At 69.2% G+C, this 15,024-nt stretch carries 15 protein-coding genes; 6 read left to right on the top strand and 9 right to left on the bottom strand.

What is annotated here, in order from left to right:
* Positions 1-14: 14 nt before the first annotated feature.
* Together ABD793_RS03245 and ABD793_RS03240 are read right to left on the bottom strand one after the other, a co-directional pair.
* Positions 15-746, bottom strand: a complete 732-nt coding sequence (locus ABD793_RS03245) for a helix-turn-helix domain-containing protein (protein WP_344855072.1) — start codon at positions 744-746, stop codon at positions 15-17.
* Positions 747-801: 55 nt separating this feature from the next.
* On the bottom strand, positions 802-1,389 hold the full coding sequence (locus ABD793_RS03240; protein ID WP_344855070.1) for a TetR/AcrR family transcriptional regulator: 588 nt from the start codon (positions 1,387-1,389) through the stop codon (positions 802-804).
* A 116-nt stretch (positions 1,390-1,505) separates the two neighbouring features.
* Here ABD793_RS03240 and ABD793_RS03235 point away from each other — a divergent pair, with 116 nt between their 5' ends.
* On the top strand, positions 1,506-2,531 hold the full coding sequence (locus ABD793_RS03235) for a zinc-binding dehydrogenase (protein WP_344855068.1): 1,026 nt from the start codon (positions 1,506-1,508) through the stop codon (positions 2,529-2,531).
* Positions 2,532-2,558: 27 nt separating this feature from the next.
* On the opposite strand, the gene ABD793_RS03230 is transcribed toward ABD793_RS03235, so the two are convergent.
* The gene (locus ABD793_RS03230) at positions 2,559-4,175 is read right to left on the bottom strand and encodes an acetolactate synthase large subunit (protein WP_344855768.1); all 1,617 of its coding nucleotides are present in this window, start codon (positions 4,173-4,175) and stop codon (positions 2,559-2,561) included.
* 177 nt (positions 4,176-4,352) lie between these two features.
* On the opposite strand from ABD793_RS03230, the gene ABD793_RS03225 reads away from it, so the two are divergent.
* Positions 4,353-4,562: a hypothetical protein gene (locus ABD793_RS03225; RefSeq protein ID WP_344855066.1), complete on the top strand. Its 210-nt coding sequence runs from the start codon at positions 4,353-4,355 to the stop codon at positions 4,560-4,562.
* Here ABD793_RS03225 and ABD793_RS42595 read toward each other — a convergent pair.
* Together ABD793_RS42595 and ABD793_RS03220 are read right to left on the bottom strand one after the other, a co-directional pair.
* Positions 4,556-4,660 carry a DUF6351 family protein gene (locus tag ABD793_RS42595; protein WP_425548644.1) on the bottom strand — a complete coding sequence of 35 codons (105 nt, stop codon included), beginning with the start codon at positions 4,658-4,660 and terminating at the stop codon, positions 4,556-4,558. The genes ABD793_RS03225 and ABD793_RS42595 overlap by 7 nt on opposite strands.
* The gene (locus tag ABD793_RS03220; protein ID WP_344855064.1) at positions 4,623-5,540 is read right to left on the bottom strand and encodes a DUF6351 family protein; all 918 of its coding nucleotides are present in this window, start codon (positions 5,538-5,540) and stop codon (positions 4,623-4,625) included. The genes ABD793_RS42595 and ABD793_RS03220 overlap by 38 nt, the downstream gene beginning before the upstream one ends.
* A 560-nt stretch (positions 5,541-6,100) precedes the next feature.
* Between ABD793_RS03220 and ABD793_RS03215 the strand changes: the two genes are divergently transcribed.
* Positions 6,101-6,508: a hypothetical protein gene (locus ABD793_RS03215; protein ID WP_344855062.1), complete on the top strand. Its 408-nt coding sequence runs from the start codon at positions 6,101-6,103 to the stop codon at positions 6,506-6,508.
* 179 nt (positions 6,509-6,687) lie between these two features.
* Here ABD793_RS03215 and ABD793_RS03210 read toward each other — a convergent pair whose 3' ends face one another.
* On the bottom strand, positions 6,688-7,206 hold the full coding sequence (locus ABD793_RS03210; protein ID WP_344855060.1) for a MarR family winged helix-turn-helix transcriptional regulator: 519 nt from the start codon (positions 7,204-7,206) through the stop codon (positions 6,688-6,690).
* A gap of 151 nt (positions 7,207-7,357) precedes the next feature.
* Here ABD793_RS03210 and ABD793_RS03205 point away from each other — a divergent pair, with 151 nt between their 5' ends.
* On the top strand, positions 7,358-8,782 hold the full coding sequence (locus ABD793_RS03205) for a DHA2 family efflux MFS transporter permease subunit (RefSeq protein WP_344855058.1): 1,425 nt from the start codon (positions 7,358-7,360) through the stop codon (positions 8,780-8,782).
* A 58-nt stretch (positions 8,783-8,840) separates the two neighbouring features.
* Positions 8,841-10,268 (top strand): amidohydrolase family protein, encoded by a 1,428-nt coding sequence (locus ABD793_RS03200; protein WP_344855056.1) that lies wholly within the window; start codon positions 8,841-8,843, stop codon positions 10,266-10,268.
* 130 nt (positions 10,269-10,398) lie between these two features.
* On the opposite strand, the gene ABD793_RS03195 is transcribed toward ABD793_RS03200, so the two are convergent.
* Entirely contained in the window at positions 10,399-11,724 is a 1,326-nt protein-coding gene (locus tag ABD793_RS03195) for an ADP-ribosylglycohydrolase family protein (RefSeq protein ID WP_344855054.1), read from the bottom strand.
* Positions 11,725-11,879: 155 nt separating this feature from the next.
* Between ABD793_RS03195 and ABD793_RS03190 the strand changes: the two genes are divergently transcribed.
* Positions 11,880-12,782 carry an LLM class flavin-dependent oxidoreductase gene (locus ABD793_RS03190; protein ID WP_344855052.1) on the top strand — a complete coding sequence of 301 codons (903 nt, stop codon included), beginning with the start codon at positions 11,880-11,882 and terminating at the stop codon, positions 12,780-12,782.
* A 156-nt stretch (positions 12,783-12,938) separates the two neighbouring features.
* Here ABD793_RS03190 and ABD793_RS03185 read toward each other — a convergent pair whose 3' ends face one another.
* Positions 12,939-14,132 carry a cytochrome P450 gene (locus ABD793_RS03185; protein ID WP_344855050.1) on the bottom strand — a complete coding sequence of 398 codons (1,194 nt, stop codon included), beginning with the start codon at positions 14,130-14,132 and terminating at the stop codon, positions 12,939-12,941.
* A gap of 38 nt (positions 14,133-14,170) precedes the next feature.
* Entirely contained in the window at positions 14,171-14,818 is a 648-nt protein-coding gene (locus ABD793_RS03180; protein ID WP_344855048.1) for an MBL fold metallo-hydrolase, read from the bottom strand.
* Positions 14,819-15,024: the final 206 nt, after the last annotated feature.

Genomic DNA, 15,024 nt, shown 5'->3' with positions numbered 1-15,024 from the left:
GATCGGCGCCGGACTCACGCAAACGCGCCGTCGACCGTTGAAGGACGCCGGCACCTCATCGCACCCTGCCCGACGACCAGATCAGGCACCGCACACGCCACGGTTCCCCGCGGTACCCGCTCCGCCTTCGACTCAGTCGCCCACCGCTCCGCGGGCCCCGTGGTCACCCGGGCCAAGACACCCTCAGACACGGCCTGGGTGTGCTGCTGTCGTTGGTGGTTGACGATCGCGGTGTACTGGTAGAACCGCTTCGCCCGGCCGGCGTCATCGGTGATCGGCTCGACGAGCTTGACGTCGATCTGCAGCTGGTGGCCGGGGCGTTGCTTCTCATACCGCTTCCACCGCTGCCGGCACCGCCGGGAGACGGGTAGGCGGCTCATGCCCAAGCGTTTGAGGATGCGGTAGATCGTGGAGGCGCCGATCTCTTGATCGAGGTAGCGGCGCAGATACATCTCGATCTTCAACGGGCCGAAGTGGTAGTGCTGGCGCAGGTGGACGATCTTCTCGACCACCTGGGGATGGGTGATGGCCGGGCGGTGCAGCGGTGCGCTCGATCGGTCTTTCAGCCCATCGATGCCCTCGTCGTCCCTGCGGCGTTTCCACCGGTAGAACACCGTGCGGCTGATGCCGTAGCAGCGGCACGCCGTCGCGGCGTTCCCGCTGACCTCCGCGGCGTGACGAAGAACGGCCAGACGCCGGTTCGCGCGCCTGACCAGGTCCTTTTCACTCCACACTCGATCAGCCACAGGCCTCCCCGGATCAGAAGCCCAAGACTGTCCGCGACCTCCGGCAGTTCTGGCACTAGCGGCTGCGCCCGTCCGGGGGACTTGCCAGGCCGGCCAGGAGGATCGTCAGAAACTGGTCGGCCGCGGCGGGAGCCTGTTCGCGGGGGTGGAGGCGGGCGGCATGCGAGACGCCGCAGAGCATCGCGACCAGATGATCGGCGGAGACGCCTGATCTGAGTGCGCCGGTCGCTGCGGCCGAGTCGACCAGCGTGGTGAAGGTCGACCTCAGTTTCGCCTTGACCTCGGACGTACGGGGATCGACGTCGTTGTCGGTTTCGACGATCTGCGCCAGCGCGTCGTCTTTCAGCTGGGCGGTCAGGGCACTTTTCAGGAAGGTGGCCAACGCCTCGAGCGGCTCCGGCATCCCGAGCGCCCGGCGACCGACGTCGAGCAGGTCGTCGAGGCTGTCTGCGGCGAGGGCAGCGCGAAGCGCTTCGGCCGAGGCGAAGTGCCGGTAGACGGTTCCCACCCCGACGTCCGCCTCGCGGGCCAGGTCGTTGAAGCTCAGCGAACGGCCCTCGGCAACCGCGTCGCGCGCGGCATCCAGCACCTTCTGCCGATTCCGCGCGGCGTCACGTCGCAGGGGGCTCGGCGGCACCGTCACGTGGACAGCATAGCAAAACGGACCGCTGTGTCCATTCGGATATTTTCATCCACTTAGGCTAGGATCGGGCTGTACGCCCGCACATGGGCGTCCGGACAACAGAAAGCAGAGGCGCCATGCCTGCCGAAACGAGCGAAGTCGTCGTCGCCAAGCGGGGCGGCCCCCGGGCACTGCGGCTCACTTCCCGACCTCTGCCCACCGCAGGCGACGGCGAGGTCCGCATCGATGTGCGCGCATCCGGGGTCGCGTTCGGCGACCTCTTGCTCCGCGAAGGACTGGTCAAGGCGGCACCCAAACCGTTCGTGCCCGGCTACGACGTCGCCGGGGTGGTCGGCGCGGTCGGTGCCGGAGTCGAGGGACTCGCCGTGGGCGATCGCGTGGTAGCTGCCACCGGCGGTTGGGGTGGCTACGCTGCACACGTCGTGCTGCCGGCGTGGAAGGCCGTCCGGTACTCGGTCGATGTCACGCCCGAGGCAGCCACGAGCCTTGCCTTGAATTACCTGACGGCGTACCAAATGCTTCGGCGGACGACAAACCTCGCACCGGGATCGACGGTGCTGATCCATTCCGCAGCAGGCGGTGTCGGCAGCGCTCTCGTGCAACTCGGCGCGCTTCGCGGGCTGCGGATGTTCGGCACCGCCAGTGCAGGCAAAGCCGCACAGGTCGAAGCGATGGGAGCCACTGCCATCGATTACCGGTCGGACGACTTCGTCGCGCGTGTCCGCCGTGAAGCCTCCGGCGGGGTCGACGCGGTTTTCGACGGCCTTGGCCCGCACAGCTGGAAGCGGAGCTATCCGCTCTTGCGTGCCAACGGAATCCTCGTCCCGTACGGGATCACTTCCGCGTTCCCGGGAGGCCGTCGCAGTCTCCCCCGCCTTGCCGGCGCGTTCCTCCGTGCGCCCCGGACCGGGTATTTCGACTACTTCGCGAAAGGAGTCGGCGTCGTCGGCTATTCGTCGGGCCCGATGATCAGCGAGCACCCCGATTGGTACCGCGAGGACCTGACCGCGCTGCTCGACCTTCTCGGCGCAGGGCGGATCGAGCCGCTCATCCATCGCGTCTACCCGCTCGGCCGGGTGGCCGAGGCGCACGAGGAACTCGGCCGGGGCCGGGCCGCAGGCAAGATCGTGCTCACCCGATGAGCCGGCAACCGGTGCCCTGCCCCAGGATCAGGCAGCTGCACCGGGGTCCGCGCCGAGCACGGCCTCGATCAGGTGCGGGCCCGGTTCCGCCACGGCTGCGGCGAACTGTTCGGCGAGCTGGCCCGCGGTGGTGGCCCGGGTCGCGGGTACGCCCATTCCGGTTGCGAGCGCGACGAAGTCGAGGTCGGGCCCGGTCAGGTCGAGAAGCCTGGCCGAGGCAAGTCCCGTGGTGGTGGCGCCGACCCGGTCGAGCTCCGCACGCAGAATGGCGTAGGACCGGTTGTTGAGCAGAACGGTGGTGACATCGAGGTGCTCCCGCGCTTGCGTCCACAACGCGGAAAGGGTGTACATGGCCGAACCGTCGGCTTCCAGGCACACGACCGGACGTCGCGGACAGGCGATCGCGGCTCCGGTGGCCAGCGGCAGCCCCTGGCCGACGGACAGCCCGGTCAGGCCGAGCAGGTCGTGCGCAGCGGCGCCGACGAGGGCCGCGGGCAACGTCGCCAGGCCGGAGGTGATCGACTCGTCGCACACGATCGCGTCCTCGGGCAGGAGCGCACCGATCACCTGTGCCCAGTTCGCCACATTCAGCCCGCCGGAAGGCAGGTTCCGGGCAGCGCGCGGCGCCAGAACGGGCTCGACGCCCGGTGCCAGAACGTCGGCCAGCCGGTCCAGAGCCGCCACCAGGTCGGCGTCCACCCGTCCGGGAAAGCGGAGTACCCGTGCCTCCGGTGGGGTCAGCTCGCTGGCCTGACCGGGATAGGCGAACGAGGACACCGGTTCCCGCGTCCCGGCCAGGACCAGGTTCTTCGTGCCGTGCAGTTGGGTGCGGATGTCTTCTGCCCGGTAGGCCAACGGCGGTACCGCGGGGACTCCGGCCCCCTGCCGTTGACGCGTGGGCCACAGCTCGGCGAAGACCCGTGCCCCCGTGGCCTGCTCGATCCTGCTGGCCGCCCGCAGACCCGCTTCGCTCAGCGCCGCGCCGCCCAGCAGGAGCACGGTCGGCTCGCCGGAGCGGAATGCCGCCGCGACGGCGTCGATCACCTCCGCGCCGACGGGCGCCGGGGTGTCCGGCTGCGCCGGCGCGGACGGCCGCGCGCCCGGCGACCACGACACGTCCGCAGGCACGATCAGCGTTGCCACCGAACCGGAAGTTCCCGTTCTCGACTCGTCCCGAGATTCACCGGCGGCATCGGGCGCGCTGAGCGCCGCCTGCACCGCCGCCGCGGTGTCCCGGCCGATCTCGGCCACCGACGGCGACCGGCGCAGCCAGGCCGAAACCGTGCCGGCCATGGAATCGATGTCGGATTCCAACGGCGCGTCCAGATGCTTGTGGTACGTCGCGTGATCACCGACGATGTTCACGAGCGGGGTGCCGGCGCGACGCGCATTGTGCAGGTTCGCCATCCCGTTCCCCAGTCCCGGCCCCAAATGCAGCAAGGTGGCCGCCGGACGGCCGGTCATCCGGCCGTAGCCGTCGGCCGCGCCGGTGGCCACCCCTTCGAACAGGCACAGCACACCGTGCATCTGCTCGAATGCGTCCAGGGCCGCCACCAACTGCATTTCCGAGGTGCCGGGGTTGGCGAAAAAAACATTCACCCCGCTGTCGAGCAAGGTGGCGAGAAGGGCGCGGGCCCCATTCATCTCAGTCACGATTTCCTCACTGATCCAATGGGTACGCAAGCCGCTCCGACCGCCTCGGTCCATGATCCACCTGATCTTGTGCGGCCTTCGAGCGTTAGTGATCGAGGACACGATCGGAGCACTCCCCCGGCCCGGAGCCGCCACCGCTCCGGTCGCCACCCTCAACCGGAGCGCCCGATGTCTATCCGGCGTGAGGTCCGTCCGCACGGCGAGATGCCGTTCACCGGCATGGTGTTGCCGCTGAATGAGCGTGCGGTCGATTACGCCGACGAGCAGTTCCTGGTTGCGGAAATGCCGGCAGAGAGCCCGCTCCTGTCCCGGCCGTCGCCGAACCCGTCACTCCGGCTCCACGCGGTCTTGCTCCGGATCCTGATGGACGGTCAATGATCGCCGTAGTCGAGCCAGATGCCCGTCCGTTGGTTCTGGCCGGCACCGGGCCGCCGGTAGTCACACACACCGGCCGGGAACACCTGCCGCAGTCGCATTTGCTCGGCACTGCTCAGCACGCGTGAACGGCACCGGGTAGTCGGCGAAGTTCACCGGTCGCAGGCTGCTTTTGAGGACATTTTCGCGTAGTGGCTCGCCGGCTTGCCATCGCGTGTCCGCCGCCACCGGATACTCCGTGCCGCAGCGCCCGGTCTCCGGGTAGGTCAGCTCGATGCGGTTGCCGTCGGTGAGGTAGCAGCCGTCGCCAAGGCCGGCCGGTTTGTTCTTGCCCACCTTGGTTTGCCTGCCATCGGAGGAATGGCCGGCTTCGACCGCGGTCAGCCACTGATCCATCGCGGCCAGTTCGCAGGCACTCGCCGCGGCCGCCTGGTCCGGGCCGGACCGGCTCTCGATGATCACCTGGTTGGCCGCGGTTCCGTTGGCCCGGACCAACCGGTCCCGCAGGACGAACGACCGCCGTGCCGTGTGGACGTTCGCCAGCGGGCCGGCCGAGTCCGGATAGATACGGGCGTCGATGATCGGGGTGGCACGCAATCCCTGCCCCGCGCTGCTGAGGATGTCGCCGCGGTAGGCCGCGTTCACCGCCCGCGGATCGGCCTTGGTGCGCGACGGCACCGGCTTGCCGGCACCGTCGTAGCCGCCGCTCCCGGCATTCACCGCAACGAACCGGGACGCCGTGATCTGCCCTCGTTCCAGCGCCGCAAGCCCGTACCGCACACCCACATTGTCCAGTGGGCTGCGCACGAAACCGGTGTCCGGGTCACGCCCGAACCGTTTGGTGTAGGACTCCATGGCACGGCGCGCGAACCCGCCGATTTCCCGTCCGCTTTCGGTCACCCGCACGGCGGCGTCCACCGGCGCAGTGATCCGCACCAGGACCTCGCCCCCGCTGACCAGCTCCGGATGCGGATTCGACACGGCGGCAAGGCTCAGGCCGGACCGATCCACCGGTCCGGACCCGCAGCAGCCGGACCGGACGCGACCACCGCCGTGGACAACAACACCGCGCAGGCTGCACCCACCTGAGCCGGGCGCCGGGCGACGGCCCCACCGAAAGCGCGACGACGGCCACGACCGCCCGTTGCGCCGATCCGGCTAAGCCCTTGATGAGGAACATCCACAGTCGGTAGTGAATAACGGAACGTGTCTTACCCGGCGTAGTATGTTTCGATCGCTTGCCAGAATCGATTTCCGTGGCGTTACGTGAACAGCCGATAGCACCAACTGCCAACGAAGACGGACTGGCCACGGCCCCGGCTCCGTCGAACGAGGCCCCGGTCTGCTTGCGGGCACCGGTCTGCTTGCGGGCACCGGTCCGCTTGCGGGCACCGGTCCGCTCGCGGGCACCGGCCTGCTTGCGAGCGCCGGTCTGCCGCCGCACCCGCGCGCGCGTGCGGCGGCATCGGAGTTCGTCTACTGCCCTTGAAATTCAGTTTGATGTTAGTTATCTTCATGCTCATATAATGAGGAGGGACTCGATGGTACGGCGAACGGAACGAGCCGGCCTGCTGCTCACCTTGGCCGGAATGGCCGTGGCGGCGACCTCGGTGCGGCACACCGCGCAGCACGTCACCGACGAGAGCTACCGGGCACCTGGCGTCCGGCACGGGGCAGGCCACGTCCAGTACCACATGGCGCGGGAAACGCTGGTCACGATCGGCGCCGCCGGGACTCTGGCACTGGGCCTGGCGGCCGGGCCGAAACGCACCCGCGCGGTGTGGCGTGGCATGGCCTCCGCAGTGGCCGGATTCGCCGCCGGGATGTGGTCGGGCGGCCCGACCACCGGATCCTGGGCGCCCAACCGCGCCGCACTGGCGATCCACCTGGTGTCCACGACGGCGTTGAGCGCCGGTGTGCTTTTACTGCGGCCGGAGGAGCAGCAGTGAATGCCACGGTCGTCGTCTCCGGGACGAGGCCGGCCGGGACTGCGATTACCGTTCCTGCGCAACAGGATCGACGTGACCCGACGCTGACCGCGCCGGACACTCCGGCGACGGCACAGGCAGGCACCACCCGGCGGCCCGAACGGCACGAGCGAACCGGTGTGCCCGGTTCACCGGGGCGGTCAGACGGAACCTTCCAGGGAAATGAGCAACGTCCGCAGTTCCCGGTTGAGCCGGCGCTGGCTCGCGGGGGAAAGGGAAGCGAGCAATGCACGTTCCGCGTTGGTCTTGACGCCGAGTACGTGGTCGGCCCGTTCGGCGCCCGCCGCGGTCAGCGAAACCAGGATCGAACGACGATCGGCCGGATCGAAATCCCTGCTGACCAAGCCTTTGCGCTCGAGCTGGGTGACCCGGTTCGTGACCGCGCCGGAAGTGAGCTGCAGCTGTGTCACCAATGCGCCCGCGGAGAGCCGGTGGTCCGGCTCGGCGCGGATCAGGCAGGCCAGCATTTCCAATTCCCACAGTTCGATCTCGTGCGGGGCCAGCTCACGCTTGATCTCCAGCTCCAACCGGTGCGCAATCCGCCGCAACCGGTAGGCGAGTGCCTTGGCCTGCACCACATCCGGAGCATGGGAATCGGCGATCACGCTCACGATCCCGTCGACGAAATCCGGTTCGGTGCCGCCCCGAGAAGTTGTCACCGCCCGACGGTAGCACGCTTCCCGGAAAGCCTCGTGTGCATTGCCTCGATCCACTCGGGGTGTCCGAACCACCCTTCCCGGAAAGGAAGTTCACGATGCATCTCGTGTTCCCGGGCTGCCCTCCGGTGACTTTCGCGGCCGGGCGGAGACGATGACCGGAATCGGCACTGCCGCAGCACCGTCCGGTGCGGCGCTGTCCGCACGGCGCAAAGCACTCGTCCTCGTGATCTGCTGTCTGAGCCTGTTCATCGTCGGCCTCGACAACACGATCGTGAACCTGGCGCTGCCCAGCATCCGGCGTGATCTGGGCGCGGGGCTGTCCGCCCTGCAATGGGTGATCGACGCCTACACGCTGGCGCTGGCGAGCCTGTTGATGCTGGCGGGTTCGGTGGCCGACCGGATGGGCCGCAGGCGGACCTTCCAAACCGGACTGGTGCTGTTCAGCCTCGGTTCCCTGCTGTGCAGCCTCGCGCCGGACGCCGGGTGGCTCATCGCCTTCCGGGTGGTCCAGGCACTCGGCGGTTCGATGCTCAATCCGGTCGCGATGTCGATCATCACCACCACCTTCACCGATCCCCGGCAGCGGGCGAGGGCGATCGGGGTCTGGGGCGGGGTGATCGGGGTGAGCATGGCACTCGGCCCGGTGATCGGCGGCGTCCTCGTCGACGCGGCGGGCTGGCGGTCGGTCTTCTGGCTCAACGTGCCGATCGGACTGACCGCGGTCGTGCTCTGCGCACTGTTCGTCCCGGAATCGAAGGTCGCGCGCCCGCGCCGGCTCGACCCCGTGGGACAGATCGTGGTGGTCGCGTTGCTCGGCACCACCACCTTCGCAATCATCGAAGGCCCGGCTCACGGCTGGGGTTCCGCGTTGATCCTGTCCTGCCTCGCCGGTGCCCTCGTATCGCTGGCGGTGCTGATCGGCTACGAGCGCAGGCGGCGAGAACCGTTGCTGGACCCCGGGTTCTTCACCAGCGCGGCGTTCTCCGGTGCCGTCGTCATCGCCGTGGCCGCAGTGGCGGCGCTCGGCGGATTCCTCTTCCTCACCAGTTTGTATCTGCAGGACGTGCGGCAGTTCAGCCCGCTGCAAGCCGGTGTGCGCACGCTGCCGATGGCGGTCGCGGTGGCGGTGGCGGCACCGGTGTCCGGCCGCATCGTCGGCGCACGGGGTTCGCGGGCGCCACTGGTCTTCGGCGGAACCGGCCTGCTGGTCGCCGGTGTGCTGCTCACCCGGCTTTCCCCGGACACTTCGACGGGTTATCTGGTCCTGGCCTATCTGGTGTTCGGCCTCGGCTTCGGCGTGCTCAACGCACCGGTGACGCACGCGGCGGTGTCGGGCATGCCGGACAGCCAGGCCGGGGTGGCCGCCGCGGTCGCCTCCACCAGCAGGCAGTTCGGGGCCACCTTGGGCGTGGCGATCTTCGGCTCCCTTGCCGGCCGCGCCGTGGCCGACCGCAGTGTCACCACCGGCTGGTGGGTCATGGCGGGGTGCGGGGCACTCATCCTGGCCGTGGGCCTGGCGACCACCAGCCGATGGGCGCGGACCACCGGCCGCTCCGCAGCCAGGGGAACCCGGTAATGCCCGACGGCGCAACCACATTCCTCCACCCGATCCCGCGATTCGAAGGCAGGCAACCATGAACGACATCCTGATCCGCGGTGGCCACGTGCTGACGATGGACGCCACCCTCGGCGAGGCCGCCGAGGCCGATGTGCTCATCCGCGACGGCCGGATCCTCGAGGTCGGGCGGGCCCTGCCCGCCCGAGGCGCGGAAATCGTCGAAGCGGCCGGGCGGATCGTGCTTCCCGGTTTCGTCGACGGGCACCGGCACGCGTGGCAGAGCCTGCTGCACGGTCTCGCCACCGACTGGAGCTTCCCGACCTACATGCGGTTGGCACGAGCCGGCTACAGCGGCTGTTTCGACGCCGAAGACGCCTATCTCGCCAGCTACCTCGGCGGCCTGGAAGCCTTGTCGGCCGGCATCACCTCCGTCGTCGACCACAGTCACCTGCAGACCTCCGTCGAGATCAGCGAAGCGCTCGCCCGCGGCTCGTGGGACAGTGGCATCGGCGGCTACTTCGCCTACGCGTTCCAGAATTCCCCGGACTGGCTCGGCGGCGGATACGACGCCGACGCACTCAACGACTTGCTGACCAGGGCGCCGGATTCCTGGCATGACGAGGGCTACCGCACCGTGCGCAGGACCCTCGCGGCATTGGACGACACCGGATCCGGCAGGCTCAAGCTCGGGGCCGCACTGCCGGAAACCGCGCCGTACCTGCCGCTCGAGGTCGTCCGCCCGATCCTCGAACGGATTCGCGCACTCGACCCGGCGGTGATCACCTCGCATTGGAACGCCGCCACCCACGGCACCCAGTACGTCTCGTCGCTCGGCGCGCTGGTCGATGAGGGGTTCTTCGCCGGCGCAACCGTGCTCGCGCATTGCAACCAGCTCAACGACGCCGATCTGGCGATCATGGCCACCGCGAACATCGGGCTCGCCACCACACCGGGCACCGAGAGCGGAATGGGGCTGGGACCGCTGATGGCGCGAAGGCTCGCCGAGCACGGCGGCCACGCCGCACTCGGGATCGACACGACCTACTACACCGGCTCCGATCTGCTCGGCCAAGCACGAACGCTGCTCGAAGCGGAACGCCGAGACGCGGCGGCGGGCTCCGGTTCCGTGCCGCAAGACCTGGTCTGGTCGGCACGCGGTGCCCTCCGGATGGCGACCGTGGACGGCGCGCGTGCGGTGGGACTCGGGGACGAAGTCGGCAGCCTCACCCCGGGAAAGCGCGCCGACGTCGTCGTCGTGGCGCCGGATGCGGTCCGGGCCGGCCCCGTCGTCGATCCGGCCGCCACCGTTCTCGCCTACACCGGCCCGGCAGACATCGACACCGTCCTGGTCGGCGGGGAGTTCCGCAAACGCGGTGGCAGCCTCGTCGACGTCGATACCGCCGACCTGATCCAGCGGTGCGCCCGCTCCACCGCGGCCGTCCACAGCCGCTTCGCCGCCCTGCCCACCACCGTGATCGACAACGCCTGGCGCGGGATGTTCTGACCACCAGCTTCCCATCCCCTGCCGGCTGCACGGGGGATGCGATCCGGCACCGGATCGCATCCCACCGCGGGGGTGACGCACGCCGAGACAGCGGCGAGCAGCCGTCCGGCGTCCTCGTTCCCGCGCGAACTCAGGCGTTTCTCGCAATAGCCAAGGTGCGGTCGGCCAGGTTGCTGATGCGGGTGTCCCCGACGCCGAACACGCCGCTTCGGTAGGTGTCCTCGATCGGACGCACGAGGTCCCCGGGAAGACGGTCGAATCCGGTGAAGGCGCCCGCCCAGGCACCCGCGCTCGCGCCGATCGAATCGGTGTCAAGGCCGGCCTGCACGGCGAGCCCGACCGTGGTGGCGAAATCGCCTGCGCCCCACAGGATCGCGGCCGTCAGGGCGCCTGCGTTGTTGATCGTGTGCACCCAGTTCATCCCGGTATGCCGTGCGGTGATCCGGTCGATGGCCTGTTCCCAGTCCGTGCCGGCGGCGTGGTCGGCGGCGACGGCCCGGATCTCGGCGGCGAGCCTGCTGCCGGCGGGGATGTGCCGGAGCGACTGCGCCACGCAGTCCTCGGGGGTCTCGGCGGTGAACGCGGTCGCCAGGAGCGCAGCCGCCCACATCTGCCCGTAGATCCCGTTCGCCCGGTGGCTCAGCAGCGCGTCGGGAAGCGTCAGCAGCGCGGCGCGGCGGGGCCGGCCCGGGTGGACCATGCCGAAGATGTCCGCCCGGATGAGGGCGCCGATCCACTCCCGGAACGGATTGTGGTGGCTGCCTGCTTCGGCGAGCGGGACTTCCCGGACCAGGTTCTGGTAGGCGTTCCGCTCCGCGGTGAACACCTGGTACACCGGGAACCGCGACAGCCACTCGCGCGCGACGTCCCGGGTTGTGTAGGTCGGCCCGTAGGTCTCCAGGATGTGCAGGCCCAGCACCGTGAAGTCGATGTCGTCGTCGCGCACCGCGCCGCTGATCCGGCCTTCGGTGATTCCCTCGAAGCCCCACCTGCCCAGTACGCTCCGGTCGGCGCCTTCGGCGAACGGTACGTAGCCGCGAAGCGGGTAGGCGCCGATCGAGCCGAGGTAGCCGCGGATGGTTTCCCGGGTCGGGCCGATCTCGAACGGTTTGCCGATCGTATTGCCGATCACCCGCCCGGTCCACGCACCGTGCACCCGGTCGGCGAGGTCGGGCACCGCGGGCTGCGGATCGTCGTCCGCGGGCAGGGCCAGCCGGATCTCGTCCGGGTCGGACGGCTCGGTGTAGGGCCAATCCGCTGCGGGCGGAAGGGCAAGCGCCTCCTCGTACACCTCGAGCAGCGCCGCGCCGTCGGCCGGAGTCAGTGCGGCGAGCCGATCGCGCAGCGCGGTCACGGCACGGCCGGTCTGCGCGGCCTGTTCGATCTCGCCGTGCGCCAGCCCCCACGGTTCCTGCGTGAGCCCGGCGTTCTTCTCCTCGTCGGAGATGTACTCCATCCGTCTTCTCCTCACTGATGGGCTCGGGTTGCCTGCCGCCGGGACGACATCCGCGCAACCGCCGACGATGCTGCGCCCACGGCGAGCGCTCGAAGACCCGAGCGCCCCCGCACTGACGACCACCACCTCGTCGCGAACCCTCTAGGATTCGGCTCATGAGGTATGCGATCGCGATTCCACAGTACTATTCGGACGGTTCGTTCGACCCGGGAGCGTTCCGGGAGTATCTGGCGCACGCGGAGGAAGCCGGCTACCACAGCGCGTGGACGCAAGAGGCGGTGTTCGGCACCCGTCCGCAGCTCAGCCCGATGGAGGCGATGACCTACGCCGCCGCCTGCACCGACACGCTGCGGCTGGGCTGCACGGTCTTCGTGTCCACGTTGCACCTCCCGGCGCAGCTGGCGAAGAGCACCAGCAGCTTGGACCAGCTGTCCCGGGGGCGGCTGGAGGTCGGCGTCGGATCCGGCGGCAAGAGCAGGCCGTACGCGGCGTTCGGCATGCAGCCGGAGCGCTATCTGGCACGGTTCACCGAAGGTGTCGAGCTGATCAAACAGCTCTGGACACAGGAGAACGTCGACCACGACGGTGAGTTCTGGCAGGTTTCCGGCGCGGGCATCACGCCCCGTCCGTTCCAGAAGCCGCATCCGCCGCTGTGGTTCGGCGGCAGCGGGCCGAAGGCGTTGCGGCGCGCGCTCGAGCTGGGTACCGGGTTCTTCGGCGCGGGCTCCACCCCGACGGCGGCGTTCGCCGAGCAGGTCCGGTTGGTCCGCGAGCAGAGCACCAGGCCGGACTTCGAGATCGCCAAACGGGTCTACCTCGCCGTCGACGCGGACGCCGGCCGTGCCCGTGCGCGCATCAACGCCGAGCTGACCACGGTGTACGGCAGCCTGTCCGCCAACGTCGAAGCGGCCGCGGTCGCCGGTACCCCGGACGACTGCGTGCGGGCGGTCCGCGAAGTGATCGATGCAGGCGCCGAACTCGTGCTGTTCACGCCGTTGTACGACCAGGCCCGGCACGCCGACCTGATCGCCAGGGAGATCATCCCGGCATTGGGCTGACCACTCGTCGCACGTCGGGTGCCGCCGCGGCCGATCGCGCGCTGATCGGCCGTCCGCTCCGGGCCGCGCAGTGCGGCGTGCGCCCCGGATCGGGTCTGCCTGCCCGTGGGCCGCAAGGATCCGGACGGCAAACGGCACCTGCCGAGCAGACATGTCTCAGCCGGGAACCGGGGCGGGCGCGAGATCCACCAGCATCCGGTCCGGTCGGCGGCTGATCGGACCGGAGGTGTCCACCCAGGCCGCGTCCTGGCTGAGCCGCATCCGGGGAAAGCGGTCCATGAGCGCCCCCACCGCGACCTCTGCCTCGATGCGCGCCAGAGGCGCACCCAAGCAGTTGTGCCTGCCACGCCCGAACGCGAGATGGGCCGCCACGCCCTCGCGGGCCGGATCGAACCGGTCCGCGTCGGCACCCCACGTCGCCTCGTCGCGGTTGGCCGACTGCAGGCTGAGGAGGATCTTGTCCCCTGGTTCGACCGGGTGGCCGCGCAGTGCCTTCGCGGTGCGCGCGCTGCGCATGATGAACTGGACCGGCGCGTCGTATCGCAGCGATTCCTCGATGGCATTGGGCAGCCGGTCCCGCCCGGCCACGACCGAGTCCCATGCCACCGCACCGTCCTGCAGCAGCCGCCAGACACAGTTCGTGATCAGGCTTCTGGTCGTGTCGGTGCCGGCCAGAACCAGCTGCAGCAGGTGGGCGACAACCTCTTCGGCGGACATCTCCCGTTCCCCGGCCGCGGCAAAACACAGGTTGTCCATGACGTCCTCGCGCCGGACGTCGGGATGTGCCCGCCGCTGCGCAACTGCCTCGCCGAGCAACGTCATGAGCTGGGCGTACTCCGGCAGGTCCTCGGCCGGGGCCGGTACCGTCGAAACGATCGCGTCGCCGTATTTCTCTGCGAGTGCCCAGTTCTCCTCGGGCAGCCCGATCAGCGCGTACACGACCGCGATGGGTACGTGCCGGACGAAGTGCTCGTACAGATCCACCTCCCCGCGATCGGGCAGGGCGGCTACGGTCGAATCGACGAGTTCCGCCACCCTCGCGCGAAGTTTCCGCAACGGCCGCGGCGCGAAGTTCTTGTGCATCCGCCGCCGCAGTTCGGTGTGCAGGGAACCGTCGGCCGAGGTGATCAACGTGAAGTCCTGCTCGTCTTCTTCCGCCAGACGGAAGTTGCCGCGATTCGAGTAGTTGTCCGCGTCGGTGAGCACCGCGCGGACGTCCGCATCGAGCACGACCACCCGCAGCCCGGCATAGGGACTGGCAACCGGACAGCGTGCTCGCGATTCCCGGAGGTGGGGATCGGGGTCGCTCGTCTGGCCGGCATCACGAGGATCGAATATCGGCAGTGCCACTTTCCCTCCTGGTAAACACAACTGGCAGGTCGGCAGGATCAGACGGTGTACGGCGTCGCGTGGTCGAGCACCACCACCTCGGTGCCGCTCGGTGCCAGGTCGCGCAGCAACGCGTAGTGCATCCGCTGGTGCACCTCGGCAAGCCCGGCCTGGTGGATGGGCACCACGACGCCCGGCCGCACCGTGCGCACGTAGTCGATGCTCTCCCTGATCTTCAGCCACGGAGCACCCACCGGCACGAGCAGCACATCGACCTCCGCCTCCGGGGCGTCGAGGGCGTCGCCGGGGTGCAGCAGGACACCGTCGACCAGGTAGCCGTTGTTGTCGGCACCGGTCAGGTCGGGGTGGATCGTGGCATGCTTCCCGCTGCCCGTCACGGTGATGTCGACGCCGTCGACCGTCAGCTTGTCGCCGGGCCGGGCAGCGGTGGCCGACAGTCCGTCAAGGGCCGCTGCGGCGCCGGGACTGTGCACAATAGCCGCTTCCGGATTGCGCTCGGCGAGTGCACGCACCCGATCGGCATCCAGGTGGTCGGGATGGCCGTGGGTGATCAGGACCAGGTTCAGGTTCCGCAGGTCCTCGAAATCGCGGGAATAGGTTCCCGGGTCGAACAGCACCCGTGTCGCGCCGCCCTGCACGGTGGTCTCCATCAACAGGCAGGAGTGGCCGAAATGGGTGAGGCGCATGAATTCTCGTAGTCCTTCGGTCAGATCCGGATAGCACGGCGAACGAGCGGGCGGCCAGTCATGGCGGCTTCCCGACTCGTCGGCTGCCCCTCCAGCCTACCAGCCATGTCCTCTATAGCGCGCATAAGATCCTGATATACAGGACTTGCGCAGATCCCGGAGAGCACACCGTTGAAGGCGCCGGGGTCGCGAGCCCGCGGTCGGCT

Source organism: Amycolatopsis ultiminotia (assembly GCF_039536925.1).
In the GTDB taxonomy this organism is placed as follows: Bacteria; Actinomycetota; Actinomycetes; order Mycobacteriales; family Pseudonocardiaceae; genus Amycolatopsis; species Amycolatopsis ultiminotia.
This window is presented reverse-complemented; position numbering and strand designations above follow the sequence as displayed.

Bases quoted from the DNA above. Each gene is read 5' to 3' on its own strand.
- ABD793_RS03230 (WP_344855768.1), bottom strand. From the start codon at position 4,175: ATGAATGGGGCCCGCGCCCTTCTCGCCACCTTGCTCGACAGCGGGGTG.
- ABD793_RS03215 (WP_344855062.1), top strand. From the start codon at position 6,101: ATGGTACGGCGAACGGAACGAGCCGGCCTGCTGCTCACCTTGGCCGGA.
- ABD793_RS03200 (WP_344855056.1), top strand. From the start codon at position 8,841: ATGAACGACATCCTGATCCGCGGTGGCCACGTGCTGACGATGGACGCC.
- ABD793_RS03205 (WP_344855058.1), top strand. From the start codon at position 7,358: ATGACCGGAATCGGCACTGCCGCAGCACCGTCCGGTGCGGCGCTGTCC.
- ABD793_RS03190 (WP_344855052.1), top strand. From the start codon at position 11,880: ATGAGGTATGCGATCGCGATTCCACAGTACTATTCGGACGGTTCGTTC.
- ABD793_RS03180 (WP_344855048.1), bottom strand. From the start codon at position 14,818: ATGCGCCTCACCCATTTCGGCCACTCCTGCCTGTTGATGGAGACCACC.
- ABD793_RS03235 (WP_344855068.1), top strand. From the start codon at position 1,506: ATGCCTGCCGAAACGAGCGAAGTCGTCGTCGCCAAGCGGGGCGGCCCC.
- ABD793_RS03195 (WP_344855054.1), bottom strand. From the start codon at position 11,724: ATGGAGTACATCTCCGACGAGGAGAAGAACGCCGGGCTCACGCAGGAA.
- ABD793_RS42595 (WP_425548644.1), bottom strand. From the start codon at position 4,660: ATGCGACTGCGGCAGGTGTTCCCGGCCGGTGTGTGTGACTACCGGCGG.
- ABD793_RS03225 (WP_344855066.1), top strand. From the start codon at position 4,353: ATGTCTATCCGGCGTGAGGTCCGTCCGCACGGCGAGATGCCGTTCACC.